General features: G+C 60.7%; 12 protein-coding genes and 1 tRNA gene. 11 read left to right on the forward strand and 2 right to left on the reverse strand.

The window, feature by feature from the left end:
* Positions 1-110: 110 nt before the first annotated feature.
* From JQM68_RS00860 to JQM68_RS00875, 4 genes are read left to right on the forward strand one after another with little or no spacing between them, the layout of a single operon-like run.
* Complete coding sequence (locus tag JQM68_RS00860; protein ID WP_235221024.1) at positions 111-1,946, forward strand: MATE family efflux transporter; 1,836 nt, start codon at positions 111-113, stop codon at positions 1,944-1,946.
* Between the two features lie 12 nt (positions 1,947-1,958).
* Positions 1,959-2,990 carry a GNAT family N-acetyltransferase gene (locus JQM68_RS00865; protein ID WP_235221025.1) on the forward strand — a complete coding sequence of 344 codons (1,032 nt, stop codon included), beginning with the start codon at positions 1,959-1,961 and terminating at the stop codon, positions 2,988-2,990.
* A gap of 3 nt (positions 2,991-2,993) precedes the next feature.
* Positions 2,994-5,135 (forward strand): SpoIIE family protein phosphatase, encoded by a 2,142-nt coding sequence (locus JQM68_RS00870; protein WP_235221026.1) that lies wholly within the window; start codon positions 2,994-2,996, stop codon positions 5,133-5,135.
* Positions 5,132-5,539 (forward strand): ATP-binding protein, encoded by a 408-nt coding sequence (locus JQM68_RS00875; protein WP_235221027.1) that lies wholly within the window; start codon positions 5,132-5,134, stop codon positions 5,537-5,539. Before JQM68_RS00870 ends, JQM68_RS00875 begins: the two co-directional genes overlap by 4 nt.
* Before the next feature lie 120 nt (positions 5,540-5,659).
* On the opposite strand, the gene JQM68_RS00880 is transcribed toward JQM68_RS00875, so the two are convergent.
* A tRNA-Ala gene (locus tag JQM68_RS00880) sits at positions 5,660-5,735 on the reverse strand.
* 105 nt (positions 5,736-5,840) lie between these two features.
* On the reverse strand, positions 5,841-6,518 hold the full coding sequence (locus tag JQM68_RS00885) for a FadR/GntR family transcriptional regulator (RefSeq protein WP_235221028.1): 678 nt from the start codon (positions 6,516-6,518) through the stop codon (positions 5,841-5,843).
* 310 nt (positions 6,519-6,828) lie between these two features.
* On the opposite strand from JQM68_RS00885, the gene JQM68_RS00890 reads away from it, so the two are divergent.
* The 7 genes from JQM68_RS00890 to JQM68_RS00920 all read left to right on the forward strand — a co-directional run bounded on the left by JQM68_RS00890 (position 6,829) and on the right by JQM68_RS00920 (position 14,091).
* Complete coding sequence (locus JQM68_RS00890; protein WP_235221029.1) at positions 6,829-7,596, forward strand: MBL fold metallo-hydrolase; 768 nt, start codon at positions 6,829-6,831, stop codon at positions 7,594-7,596.
* A gap of 39 nt (positions 7,597-7,635) precedes the next feature.
* The gene (locus JQM68_RS00895; protein ID WP_235221030.1) at positions 7,636-8,112 is read left to right on the forward strand and encodes a PPC domain-containing DNA-binding protein; all 477 of its coding nucleotides are present in this window, start codon (positions 7,636-7,638) and stop codon (positions 8,110-8,112) included.
* Positions 8,113-8,155: 43 nt separating this feature from the next.
* Positions 8,156-9,169, forward strand: a complete 1,014-nt coding sequence (locus JQM68_RS00900) for a thiamine pyrophosphate-dependent dehydrogenase E1 component subunit alpha (RefSeq protein WP_328283704.1) — start codon at positions 8,156-8,158, stop codon at positions 9,167-9,169.
* Entirely contained in the window at positions 9,166-10,149 is a 984-nt protein-coding gene (locus JQM68_RS00905) for an alpha-ketoacid dehydrogenase subunit beta (protein ID WP_235221031.1), read from the forward strand. Before JQM68_RS00900 ends, JQM68_RS00905 begins: the two co-directional genes overlap by 4 nt.
* A 14-nt stretch (positions 10,150-10,163) precedes the next feature.
* Entirely contained in the window at positions 10,164-11,429 is a 1,266-nt protein-coding gene (locus JQM68_RS00910) for a dihydrolipoamide acetyltransferase family protein (RefSeq protein WP_235221032.1), read from the forward strand.
* Positions 11,430-11,445: 16 nt separating this feature from the next.
* Entirely contained in the window at positions 11,446-13,176 is a 1,731-nt protein-coding gene (gene lpdA / locus JQM68_RS00915; RefSeq protein WP_235221033.1) for a dihydrolipoyl dehydrogenase, read from the forward strand.
* Positions 13,177-13,374: 198 nt separating this feature from the next.
* Positions 13,375-14,091: an SdpI family protein gene (locus JQM68_RS00920; protein WP_235221034.1), complete on the forward strand. Its 717-nt coding sequence runs from the start codon at positions 13,375-13,377 to the stop codon at positions 14,089-14,091.
* The last annotated feature ends 136 nt before the right edge of the window (positions 14,092-14,227 follow it).

Raw genomic sequence — 14,227 nt, forward strand, 5'->3', positions numbered from 1 at the left:
GACAAAGGAGACATTTACAGAATTCATTCTGACGCGTTATAATACAAAATATCAAATCATGAAATCTTATACGGACAGGCTGCCTCGCCTGTGCGAAAACGGAGGTTATTATGTCTCAATCCACCCCAGATGGCGGACTGCGGGACAGCGGTCAGTTTATATCCACTACCTTCCGCCAGGCACTCCTGCCCGCGATCCTGTCCGTCGGCGGCGTGATGGCGTCCACCCTGGCCAACAGCCTCATTGCCGGCAACCTGCTGGGGCATGAGACCCTGGCGGTTCTCAGCATCGTCAACCCGGTGTATTTTGTCTATACCACCATCGGCTCCCTGGCAGGTGTTGGCGCGTCGTCTCTGGCCGCCTGGTGCATCGGCCGGGATGACCGGGAGGGCTGCGACGCTGCCGTTACGCTGGCGGCCTTGCTGTCTCTGGGAGTCAGCCTGGCTCTGGCGGTGTTGGGAAGCCTGCTTTTGGAGCCGCTTCTGGGCATCCTGGGAGCCACGGGGGAACTGCTGGAGCCGACCCGCCAGTATCTCCGCATTTATATCTTCAGCGGCATCGGCGTCGCCGGTATCTACCCGCCCTATTTCCTGCTGAAGCTGGACGGCTGGCACCGTTTGTCCATGGCCCTGTTCCTGTTTCTGGCCGTTGGCTGCGTGGGCCTGGAGCTGTTCTATGTGCTGGCCCTGGGCATGGGGCTGGCGGGAGTGGCGCTGGGCTGCACGGTCGCTAACCTGGCTGCCGCTTTCCTGGGCTGGGCCGCCCTTTTGTGGAAGGGCAGCAGCTTCCATCTCCGCTCCCTGTCCCGGGCCTGGTCCCGGGCGCCCCGGATGCTGGCCGCCGGTAGCCCCTCCGCCCTGAATAACCTGTGCGGCGTGCTGCGGGGCGTGGCCCTGAACCTGCTGATCTCCGCTCTGGCGGGACAGGCCGGCCTGTCCGCTTTCAGCGTCGTCTCCATGGCGGGAAACCTGTCCATTGTGTTCATCAACGGCCTGTGTCAGACCACAGGGCCCTTTGTGGGCGTGTTTACCAGTGAGCGGGACGGCACCAGCCTGCGCCAGATCGAAAAGCAGGCGCTGAAGCTTGGAATGCTGCTCATCGTGCCGGTCGCTGTTCTTCTGGCGGTGCTGGCGGCGCCCTTCTGCCGCCTGTTCGGTGTCTCCGACCCGGAGACCCTGGACCTGGCGGCTCCGGCGGTGCGGCTGTTTGCCCTCAGCCTGCCGCTGGCCATGCTGTCCACCATCTGGATGAACTACTACCTCTCCGCCCGCCGGACCTGGCTGGCGAATCTGCTGACGGTGTGCCGCGCGTACCTGTTCCTGGTGCTCTCCGCCCGGGTCCTGTCGGGCCTCTTGGGGCTCCCCGGCGTGTGGCTGGGCTTTACCGCGGCGGAGGTGCTGTCCTGGGCGGTGCTGTGGGCGGCGCTGACCCTGTTCCGCCGCCGCCACCCGGAACTGCAGGGCATCCTGCTGCTGGACCGGCGGTATGAGGAGGAGGGACGGTTCGTGTCCTTTTCGGTACATACGTCGCTGGATGAGATTTTGGATGCCTCCCAGCGCATTTCGGCTTTCTGCGAGGAAAATCAACTGGATCCGGAGCGGTCCATGCTCATCTCCCTGTCTCTGGAGGAGATGCTGGTGAGCATCAAGGAGCACTGCTTCCCGGAGGATGAGACCCAGACCATCAGCATCCGCATTTTGCTGACGCCGGGAGAAGACCCGGACAGACCGGACATCATCCTGCGCATCCGCTGCGGCGGCGCGCCCTTTAACCCCATCGACTACTATGAGCGCCACAAGGCGGAGACGGCGGGGGAGATGGACGAGCTGGACGGCCTCTTGGAGGGGCTGGACGACAGCCTCGGCATTGCTATGGTCTTGGCCGCCGCCCCGGTGGTGGATTATAAAACGACTTTCGGCGTGAACAATCTGACCATTTTGCTGTGAGGAAGAAAAACTGTGACACTGTACAGAAAGAAAACGACGGGGGAGACATTGGCGTGCAGATTTGCCGGCGCCTCGGACCGGAGGCCGGACAAAGCTGTGCTGGAGGGGATGCTCGCCTGCGTGCGGGAGGAATACGGCGACACCTACATCGACAAGCGGATCTATGATCTGGACTGGCTGATGGAGGAGACCATCGCGGGCCGTCTGCTGACAGCCGTGGTGTTCGCTGAAAACGGAGAGGCCGCGGCCGGGATCTGCCTGCGGGAGAATCCGCCCTTTTACGGGGTGGGAGACCTGTGCATGCATGTGGTGCGCAAGGCGTACCGGGGCTACGGCATCGGCACCCCTCTGGTGGCCTGGGTCATCGCGATGCCGGAGGCAGAGCGCTTTTCCGCCATCGGCTCTCACAATGCCACCTTCCACACCATGAGCCAGCGGGAGTCCTATGCCTGCGGGCTGCGGCCCTGCGGGATGCTGTTCAACCTCTATCTCAGCCGGGGGTTCGTCCATTCCCACGCCAATATCGGCGAGAAGCTGAGCTACGCGGTGGCGGCCATGCCCTTTGACCGGCGTGAGGTCAGCCTCTGTATGCCGGAGGAGCACCGTGCTTTCGCGGCAGATTACTACCGGAGCGTGGGCGTCCCGGTCCGCTTCCTTCCGGAGGGGGGACCGGCCCCCGCCAGTGACCTGACGGTGCTGGAGGACGAGGCCCATTGCACCCTGACACTGTGTCTGGAGGCCTGCGGGTCTGATTTGGAAGAACGGGCGTCCGCTTTGCTGGCGCACAGCAAGGACCGGCCGATGCAGACTGCCGGCGCCTGCCTGGAGCTGTCCAGCCCCTCGGCGGCCTGGGGATACCAGGTACTGACCGGCCTGGGCTTCCGGTTTTCCGGCCTGCAGCCCTTCTGCCGGGGGAAGCAGTATTTGCTGCTGCATCACCCTATGGGGGTGGAGATCCCCTTTGACCGGATGCACATCGATCCCGCGTATCAGGCGATGTTCGATGATGTCCGCGCATCTTTTCCAAACAGGAGGGAAAACTGAATAATGAAGAGTATTCGGAGCAAAATCCTTTTGACGGTGCTGGCGGTATCCGTCGGCTCTATTGCCGTGGTCGCCGCCGTGACCCTGGTCAATCTGAACAACATGCGGGAAAATGTGGTGACCATGAGCGATACCATGGGCACCCAGGCGGCGGAGGACAGCACTATGGCCATGGAGACCCAGGCCATGGAACAGCTGACGCTGATCGCGGCAGGCAAAGCCGACTATGCAGACGAGAAGATGAACAAGCAGCAGACCTACACCTACATGGTGGCGGATTATCTGCAGCAGCTCTATACCGATCCGGATTCCTATACGCCCCGGGAGGCCAACGGGCCGGACCCGGCGCTGGACGGAGAGCTGTCGCCCCAGCTGCTGTACTTCAATGAGACCATCGACCCCGCAGCCGTGGCGGAGGAGGTGGCCCTGACCGCCAACACCGGGGACATGCTGCTCTCCATCGCCCGGGGCGACCCGGACATCGAGTGCGGCTACTTCGCCGCCGCCAGCGGCTTCTCCCTGACGGTGGACGACGTGCCCGGCCACAAGAAGGAGTATCTGGACTGCCCCACCCGGGGATGGTATCAGCAGGCTATGAAGGCCGGGGATCTCATTTGGACCGACGTTTTTGAGGACGCCATGGGCCGGGGCCTGGCCATCACCTGCGCCATGCCCTACCGGGACGGCGACGGGGAGATCCGGGGCGTTGTGGCGTTCGGCTCCACCATCAACGCCCTCAGCGACAAGATCATCGAGACGGAGATCGGCGAGACCGGCTATGTGTTCGTGGTCAATGAAAACGGCCAGACCATCATCTCGCCCAATATCAGCCGGGATGACCAGGGCAATATCATCCGGGAGAGCCTGTTCGACAGCGACAACCGGGAACTGCGGGACATCGGCCGCTCCATCACAGCCCGGGAGACCGGCGTGAAAGAGGTGGAGTTTGAGGGCCGCCAGGTCTATATGGCCTATCACCCCATGTCCGTTCTGCCCTGGTCCGTGGTGGCCGTGATGGACGTGGAGGAGGCCATGGCGCCCGCCGAGGACACCCGGAGCAATATCGAGGCCATCACCGATGGCGCGGTAGCCGGCATTGACAAGTCCATCTATACGGTCTTGATACTGGTGGCCCTGGTGTGCGTGGCGGCTATCGTGATCGTGGCCCTGGTGTCCTATGCCTTCGCACAGAAGCTGACGACGCCCCTGTCCCACCTGCTGGAGGGTGTGGAGCGCATCAGCGGCGGCGACCTGAAGACCCAGATCGAGGTCCATACGGGAGATGAGATCGAGACGCTGGCGGATGCCTTCAACAGCATGACCGCCAATCTGGAAAAATACATCCACGATCTGACCGCCGTCACAGCGGAAAAAGAGCGCATCGGCGCGGAGCTGAACGTGGCGACCCAGATCCAGAAGGACATGCTGCCCAATATTTTCCCGGCCTTCCCGGAGCGGCGGGAGTTCGACATTTACGCCAGCATGGATCCTGCTAAGGAAGTGGGCGGCGACTTCTACGACTTCTTCATGGTGGATGACTCCCACCTGGCGGTGGTGATGGCGGATGTGTCCGGCAAGGGCGTGCCGGCGGCGCTGTTCATGGTCATTGCCAAGACCATCATCAAGAACCAGGCCCTCACCGGCGACCCGCTGGACCAGGTGTTTGACCGGGCCAACGACCAGCTTTGCGAAAACAACGGCGAGGGACTGTTCGTCACCGCCTTTATGGGTCTGCTGGACCTGAACACCGGAGACTTTACCTATGTGAACGCCGGGCACAACGCCCCGCTGCTGCGCCGGGCGGGCGGCAATTACGAATATCTCAAGATGGACCCCGGGTTTGTCCTGGCGGGTCTGGACGGGATGATCTATGAGAGCAGCCAGCTGAGACTGGGGGAGGGGGACACCCTCTTCCTGTACACCGACGGCGTCACCGAGGCGCTGGACCCCGATGAGCAGCTGTTCGGCGAGGACCGGCTGCGGGACGCTTTGAATGACAAACAGGGGATCGATCTGCGGGTCAGCGAGCTGTTGCCCTACGTCCGCTCCGCTCTGGAGAAATTTGCACGGGGCGCCGAGCAGGCGGATGACATTACCATGCTGGGCATCACCTACCGGGGACCCGGAAAGGGAGGAGACGCATGAAAACATTGACGGTTCCGGCTGAGCGAAACGAGTTGGACACGGTCCAGGGTTTTGTGGATGAGGCTCTGGACCAGGTACCCTGCACGCCTGAGACCCGGCTGCAGCTCCAGATCGCCGTGGAGGAGCTGTTTGTCAACATCGCCAGCTACGCTTACGCACCCAACAGCGGGGAGGCGGTCATCGGCTGCCATGTGGAGCAGGAGCCGCCCTCTGTGACCATTCAGTTCCGCGACTGGGGTAAGCCCTTTGACCCGCTGGCCAGGGAGGACGCGGATATTACGCTGTCCGCCGAGGACAGGAAGATCGGCGGCCTTGGCATCTATATGGTGAAAAACAGTATGGATGATGTGCGTTATCAATATGAAAACGGCCAGAATGTTTTGACCATTCGCAAGAACTTTTAAAGTGCTTTCGAATATGCTGAAGGGGCGGCAAGCCTGCCGCCCCTTCGCTATGAAATTTGGACCGTTCCACGAAACCATGAATCAAAAAAAGAACGGCAGCTTATGCTGCCGTTCTTTTTTTGGTGGAGATAAGCGGGATCGAACCGCTGACCTCTTGACTGCCAGTCAAGCGCTCTCCCAGCTGAGCTATACCCCCGAACCGGAACATTTGCAAGTATAACAGGGGAATAGAAAAATGTCAACACTTTTTTATAGTCTCGAAAAAAATTTTGAAAACGAACCAAGGCGCATGGTCAGTACCTCATTCAAATTCCAGGTTGGAGATCTGGTAGGCGTGAAGAATATGCAGGCGCATGGCGGAACGGGCACCCTCACCATTTCCACTCTCAATAAACCGGACGATCTCGCGGTGATCCTGAAGGGAGTAGGTGATACTCTCCTCAAAATAGGTCAGGTCTGTGTAAATGGATTTATTGATAATCGGCATCAGCTTTGTCATGAACTGGTTATGGCTGGCCAGGGCGATGGTATTGTGGAAATCCTGCTCGATCTTCACGGGATTCTGCCCGTGGGCGGCGGCAGCTTCGATTTTCAGGCTCAGCTCCCGGATGGCCTCGATCTCCTCCTGAGTGGCGCGCTTGGCGGCGTAGTACGCCGCGGGGGGCTCCACCATCATACGGATCTCCAGCAATTCCCGGTTGCTGGCGGACACCGTTTCCAAAGGAGAGAGGTCCGCTCCCGCCGCCGGCAGCTCATAAGAGGTCACAAAGGTGCCCCGGCCGCGTTTGATCTCCACAAGGCCCCGGGTGCAGAGAATGCGGATAGCCTCCCGCAATGTCACACGGCTGATGCCCAGCTCCTCAGCCAGCTCCATTTCATTCGGGAGCTTATCACCGGTCTGAAAACGGCGCTCCACCAAGATCATATCCATGATCTGGATAGCTGCCTGCTCAGAAAGGGAAGAAGTCGATCCGGCCATTGGGCACCTCCTGTTCGTATGCTTGCAACGGATGTTATAGACATCTTACGACAGTTGACACAAAAAAGCAAGATTCTTTTTTGGAAAATTTTACGCGAAAAAATTGTGCACAAAAAAATGGCGGAAAAAGAGTGATTTTACCAAAATTCAAAAAAACAGCACTTTATACATTGACTTTTAGAAAGCGGATGCATAAGATAAAAAGCAAAGGGTATTACATAAGACGTAAGATGACTAGCAAGCTGAGATAAGATGTGTGGGACTGGCTCCGCTGAGGCGTTCCGCGATGATTCGGAGGAAAAGAACACCCATGGGAGAAAAACTGCGGGTTACCTTGATTGCTAACGCAGGGCTGCTGCTGGAATACCAGGGCATCACCCTGATGATGGACGGGATCTACGGAAAAGAGGGACATCCTTTCAGCAATCTGAAGCCGGAGGTATGGCAGCGGATGCTGGCGGGGGAGCCGCCCTTTGAAAAGATCGACTATCTGCTGTTTTCCCATGCTCATCCGGATCACTTCTCCCCGGAGATGACCTTGGAGTTCCTGCGGCGCCGCTCCGTCAAGGGCGTGTTCCTGCCGTATACCAGGACCGTCCGGGAAAGCGGGCTGGCTGATTACCTGCGGGAGCGGCGCATCCCCTGCGTGCCGCTGTCGGAGCAGACGGATCACGCCGCTTACCGTATTGAACCGGAGATCACCGTTCGGGCCTTCAAGACAAAGCACCTGGATAAGAAATATGAGCATGTCCGGCACTTCTGCTATCTCATCAGCTTCGGCGGAAAGAACGTGCTGTTCACAGCGGACGTGGATTACACCACCGAGGATTTTGACACCATCCGAAACCTTCCGCTGCGGGCCGTGTTCGTCAACCCACTGTTTTTCAGCGTGCTGCGCTGGGGACGGTATTTCCACGGGCAGCTGAACACCCAGTGCTACTGCATCTATCATGTCCCCTTTTCAGAAGACGACAGCCTGCGGATGCGGCCGGTCCTCGCCCACAATATGGTGGAGTGGCCGCCGGAGAAGCAGGAGACCCTCGTCCTCTGTGACGCATTCCAGCATATCGACTTATAGGAAACCGGAAACAGACATCATTATTTAAAGGAGGCTGGCATGGGAAACATGGATATGGAAATGGCCCAGGGTAAGCTGGGCCGCGTGGTGGCGCTCCGGCTGAAGCCGGGCACCGACGTCCTGCTGGGTCTGGAGGAGGCCTGTAAGCGCAGCGGTATCAACAACGGCGTGATCCTCAGCGCGATCGGCAGTTTGGACAGTCCCCATTTCTGCGATGTGGTGGAGCTGCCCACCAAGGCGGGCTATGGCTACGGTGAGGTGCTCCATCTGACCGGACCCATCGAGTTGACCAACGCGTCCGGCATCATCTGCCATGATGACGAGGGCAACACCAACCTGCATGTCCACATGACGCTCACCGACCGCCACGGCAACGCCCACGGCGGACATCTGGTGGAGGGAACCAAGGTCCTGCTGACTGTCGACGTCATCATCGCGGAGATCGAGGGCGTGGTCATGGGCCGGAAGTTCGACGAAGAATTGGAAGTTCCCCTGTTTGCGCCCAGACAGGCGTAAGGGAAACCATAGATCCTAAAAATTACAGAAAGGCGTGAAGACATTGGCAACTAAGAAGAAAAACTCTGAGGAGAAATGCTCCAAGGAAATGCTGCTGGGCTTTTACCGCACGATGGTGCGCATCCGCGCGTTCGAGGAACACGCGGCTGAGTGCTTCACCAAGGGTATGCTGGCCGGTAATATCCACCTGAGCATCGGTCAGGAGGCTGCTGAGGCAGGCGCGTTCGCCGCGATCCAGCCCCAGGATTACTTCACTTCCACCCACCGCGGCCACGGCCACGTCATCGCCCGCGGCGGCGATCCCAAGCTGGCCATGGCCGAGCTGTTCGGCAAGCGCACCGGCTACTGCAAGGGCAAGGGCGGCTCCATGCACATCGCTGATATGGCGAAGATGAACCACCTGGGCGCCAACGGCATCGTGGGCGCCGGCCAGGGCATTTCCGCCGGTTCCGCCCTGGCTTCAAAGATCATGGGCGACGACTCCGTCACCGTCGGCTGCTTCGGCGACAGCTCCACCAACGAGGGAACCTTCCATGAGAACCTGAACATGGCCGCTACCTGGAAACTGCCCATGGTCTGGTTCATCGAGAACAACTGCTACGGCGTTTCCACCGAGATCCACCGCGTCACCAACACCCCCGACCTGGCCACCCGTGCCGCCGCTTACGACGTGCCCTTTGCCGTCGTGGACGGCACCGACCCCGAGGAAGTTTACTGGGCCATGACCAAGGCGATGGACCACGCCCGCAGCGGCAAGGGCCCCTTCGTGGTCGAGGCGAAGGTGTACCGTTATCAGGGCCATTACTGCGGCGACCCCGCCGTGTACCGTCCCGCTAAGTACATGGAGGACGCTCTGGCCAACGACGGCATCGAGAAGCTGGGCAAGAAGCTGATCGGTATGGGCGTCAAGGAAGAGGACCTCGAAGCTATCAAGAAGGCCGCCCAGGAAGAGATGGACGAGGCCGTGAAGTTCGCCGACGAGTCCCCCTATCCCGACCCCTCCGAGGTCACTGACGATATGTATACTGCCGATAACGAAAGGTGTGTGGCAAGATGAGCAAGAAGATCACTGTGAGCAAGGCCATTCGTGAGGGCCTGCTGGAAGAGATGCGCCGTGATGACAAGATGTTCATTATGGGCGAGGACATGGCCGTGATGGGCAACGTGTTCGCCATCACCACCGGTTTCCTGGACGAGTTCGGTCCCAACCGTGTCATTGATACCCCCATTTCCGAGGAAGGCTTCCTGGGTATGGCCGTTGGCGCTGCCATGCGTGGTATGCATCCCTGCGTGGAGCTGATGTATGACGACTTTGTCACCGTCTGCGCCGATCCTCTGTTCAACCAGGCCGCCAAGCTGAAGTACATGTCCGGTGGCCAGTGCTCTATCCCCCTGGTGCTGCGTATGCCCATGGGTTCCGGCCGCCGCAACGCCGGCCAGCACTCCCAGTCCCTGGAGGGCATGGTCTGCCACTTCCCCGGCCTGAAGGTCGTGGCTCCCTGCTCCGCCGCCGACGCCAAGGGCCTCATCAAGTCCGCTATGCGTGACCCCGACCCCGTGGTGGTCTTCGAGCACAAGCTGCTGTACGCCAAGAAGGAAGAGATCCCCGAGGATGAGGAGTATCTGGTCCCCATCGGCAAGGCCAACGTCAAGCGCGAGGGCAAGGACCTGACCATCATTACCTGGAGCCGTGAGGTCAACTTCTCCATGGAAGCCGCTGAGAAGCTGGCTGCCGAGGGCATCGACGTGGAGGTCCTGGACCTGCGCACCCTGGTGCCTATCGACTGGGACGCTATCAAGGCCTCCATTTCCAAGACCCACAACGCTATCATTGTTTCTGAGGAAGTCAAGCGCGGCAGCTACGCCGGCGAGATCTCCGCTCAGATCGCCGAGGAGCTGTTCGACGAGCTGGACGCTCCCGTGGAGCGTGTCTGCGGCCTGAACATCGTCTCTCCCTTCAGCCCCGTGCTGGAGGACGAGAACTTCCCCCATCCCGACGACATCGTCAAGGCTGTCAAGCGCGTGCTGAACAAGTGAGGAGGTAACAATAAATGGCTTTTGAAGTATTGATGCCTCAGCTGGGCCTGACCATGGAGGAGGGCACAGTTTCCCAGTGGATCAAGCACGAGGGCGACGAGGTAAAGACCGGCGACGTGATCGTGGAGATCACCACCGATAAGCTGACCAACGAGGTCACCAGTGAGCACGACGGCGTGATGCTGAAGATCGTGGCTCAGGAGGGCGAGGACATTCCCGTCAAGGGTCTGCTGGCCTATATCGGACAGCCCGGCGAGTCTGTCGGCGACGGCGCTCCCGCTGCTGCCGCTCCCGCCGCTCCCGCTGCGGAGGCTGCTCCCGCTGCCGCTCCTGCCGCTGCTCCCGCTCCCGTGGCCGCCGCGAACGGCGCCCGTATCCGCATCTCCCCCCTGGCCCGGAAGACCGCGGCCAAGATGGGTGTTGACTATTCCGGCATCGCTGGCACCGGCCCCTCCGGCCGTATCGTCCTGAAGGACATCCTGGCCGCCGCCGAAGCCCAGAAGAACGCTCCCGCGCCCGCGGCTGCTCCCGCCGCCGCGCCCGCTCCCGCTGCCAAGCCCGCCGCTCCCAAGGCCGGCCTGGATCTGATGGAGGGCGACACCGTGGTGAAGCTGTCCGGTATGCGCAAGGTCGTCGCCGAGCGGATGCTGGCCTCCCACACCGAGATCCCGCCTGTCACCCAGAACATCAAGGTGGACGTCACCGAGCTGATGAAGTTCCGCAAGATACTGCTGGCCGAGACCGGCAAGAAGTATTCCGTCAATGACCTGGTGCTGAAGGCCCTGGCTGTCTGCCTGCGGAGCCATCCCGAGATCCTGGTGAGCTTCGACGAGGCCAACCATCAGATCATCCAGCGCGCTCATGTCAACATCGGCATGGCCGTGGCTCTGGACTCCGGCCTGATCACCCCCGTCATCCGCGACGCTGACAAGATGGGCCTGGATACCCTGGCGGCCACCGCCAAGGACCTGGCTACCCGCGCCAAGGAGAACAAGCTGAAGCCCGAGGAGTATAAGGGCAACACCATCACCGTGTCCAACCTGGGCATGTTCGGCATCGAGACCTTCACTCCCATCATCAACCAGCCTGATTCCGTCATCGTGGGCGTCTGCGCCATCGAGGACGAGCTGGCTCTGGACGATGAGGGCAAGGTCGTGAAGAAGCAGGTCATGCGCCTGTCTGTGACGCTGGATCACCGCACCCTGGACGGCGCTGTCGTGGCGAAGTTCCAGATGGATCTGCGGGATCTGCTGCAGAACCCCATGAGCATCTTGCTGTAACAGGAGGGAATCACCAATGGCTTATGAACTGAAGATGCCCCAGCTGGGCCTGACCATGGAGGAAGGCACCGTGTCCAAGTGGGTCAAGCACGAGGGCGACGAGGTGAAGGTCGGCGACGTGATCGTGGAGATCACCACCGACAAGCTGACCAATGAGGTCAACAGCGAGGTGGACGGCACTCTCCTGAAGATCGTGGCCCAGGAGGGCGACGATGTGCCCGTCAAGGGCACCCTGGCCTGGATCGGCAAGCCCGGCGAGGCCGTGGGCGGCGCTCCTGCTCCTGCCGCTGCTGCCGCTCCTGCTGCTCCCGCCCCCGCGGCGGCTCCCGCCAAGCCCGCCGGTGACACCAGCGTGCTGGTGGTCGGCGGCGGCCCCGGCGGCTATGTGGCGGCTATCCGTGCCGCGCAGCTGGGCGCCAAGGTCACCGTTATCGAGAAAGAGCACCTGGGCGGCACCTGCCTGAACGTGGGCTGCATCCCCACCAAGTGCCTGCTGCACTCCGCCGAGCTGGTGGAGGACATCAAGAACCAGGGCAAGGAGATCGGCGTTGAGGTCGAGGGCGTGAAGGTCAACTTCCCCCAGGTCATCAAGCACAAGAACGACATCTCCAAGAAGCTGACTTCCGGTATCGCGGGCCTGTTCAAGATGAACAAGGTCAAGAAGATCGACGGCGAAGCTTCCTTCGTGGCTCCCGGCAAGCTGTCTGTAAAGAAGGCTGACGGCACCACCGAGGAGATGACCGCCGACGCTATCATCGTGGCCACCGGCTCCGTCAACTCTCAGCCGCCCATCCCCGGCCTGAAGGAGAACCCCAACTGCATCGACTCCACCGGCGCTCTGAGCCTGGAGGCCCTGCCCAAGAGCATGATCGTCATCGGCGGCGGCGTCATCGGCCTGGAGCTGGCCTGTGCTTACGCTGCCTTCGGCACCAAGATCACCGTGGTCGAGGCTATGGACCATATGCTGCCCATGCTGGACGGCGACCTGACTAAGATCGGCGTGGAGCACATGAAGAAGATGGGCATGGAATTCAACCTGGAGTGCCCCGTGCAGTCCGTTGAGCCCTCTCCCGTGGGCGCCAAGGTCGTCTGCAAGAACAAGGCCGGCGAGACCGTCAGCTTTGAGGCTGAGAAGGTCCTGGTGGCCATCGGCCGGAAGGCCAACACCGCTTCCCTGAACCTGGAAGCCGGCAAGCTGGACAACGACCGCGGCCGCATCATTGTCAACGACAAGATGGAGACCTCCGTTCCCGGCGTCTACGCCATCGGCGACTGCGTGTTCGGTCACGCACAGCTGGCACACACCGCCTCCGCCATGGGCGAGGTGGCTGCTGAGAACATCATGGGCATCCCCGCCGTTTATGACGAGAAGACCAATCCCACCTGCGTGTACATCGAGCCCGAGGCGGCCTCCGTCGGCCTGACCGAGGAGCAGTGCAAGGCCCAGGGCATCGAGTACAAGGTCGGCAAGTTCCCCATGGCCGCCAACGGCAAGGCTCTGATCCTCAACGGCGGCGAAGGCCTGGTGAAGATCATCGCCGGCAAGGAATACGGCGAGATCCTGGGTATGCACATCATCGGGCCCCGTGCCACCGACCTGATCTGCGAGGGTGCTCTGGCCATCGGCGAGGAGATGACCCTGGATGAGATCATCGCGACCATCCATTCTCATCCCACTGTCACCGAGACCATGCGTGAGGCTGCTCTGCAGGCCGAGAAGCGCGCCATCCACACCTCCAACAAGTAACAGCTTTGGGGAATGGCCCCCGCGGCTGTTTCCGGTAGTCAAGAGGCCCGAAGCATTCATACTTCGGGCCTCTTGCAATCAAATACGGCGGTTTTTGTACCGGCGTCTGCAAACTGGAGGAGGACACCCTGGCCGCTGTTCGCGGCGCACTGACGAGCGCGAAGCGGCGAGAGCATTGAATGGAGGAACCATCCCGTTATGAGCAAGAAGAAAACAGAAGAAGAGCGGATGATCGAGGCCGAAGGCGCCAAGATCTTTGGCAAGCATGTTTCCAAAGAGAAGGGGCGGGGACTGCTGGTGGCTTCGCTGCTGGCCTGCGCGCTGCCTATGGTGCTGGGTGCCCGGATGTGGGACAAGATCCCCGAGATCGTCCCCAGCGGACTGATCGGAATGGACGGCAAGGATGATTCCATCCCCCGTTGGATGGTGGCTTTTGGCCTGCCGGGACTGATGTGCCTGCTGGATCTGATTGCCCATATGCAGCTGCTTATCAACCAGAAGAACATGACGCTGCCCAAGCCCGCCGTGCGGCTGGTAGGGCGCTGGGGGTTTCCCATCATTTCCGTCATCTTCTGCAGCGGCATGATCATGCAGTCCGTGGGGGAACAGGCGCTGACGCTGCCCTTTGTGACGCCCTGCGTTTTGGGTCTGGCCCTGATGATGCTGGGCGCCCATATGTGGGATTGCCCCAGGGACGCGAAGCTTGCCCTCCGCTTTGCCGGCTGTGAGAACAATGATGCCGCCTGGAAGTCCCTCCACCGCTTCGCCGGCCTGCTGTGGCTGGCGGTGGGCCTGGTGGTGATCGCGGGCGTCATGCTGACCTCCAGCTCCACCATTGTCACGGCTGTCCTGATTATTCTGGCGCTGCTGGCGCCGGCGGTCTATGCCCGGTTTTTGCCGGACCGCCTATCCTGAAAAGCTAAAATACTTTACAAGCAAAACAGAACGATTTTCTGCGGAGGATACAAAAAAAGCGGAAATTTTTGTGTATTTGGTTCGATTGACGGCTGTCTGCTCCGATGGTAATATGGTACTACCATTATGAGAGGGG

It is taken from the genome of Oscillibacter valericigenes, from assembly GCF_021531435.1.
GTDB lineage: Bacteria > Bacillota > Clostridia > Oscillospirales > Oscillospiraceae > Oscillibacter > Oscillibacter valericigenes_B.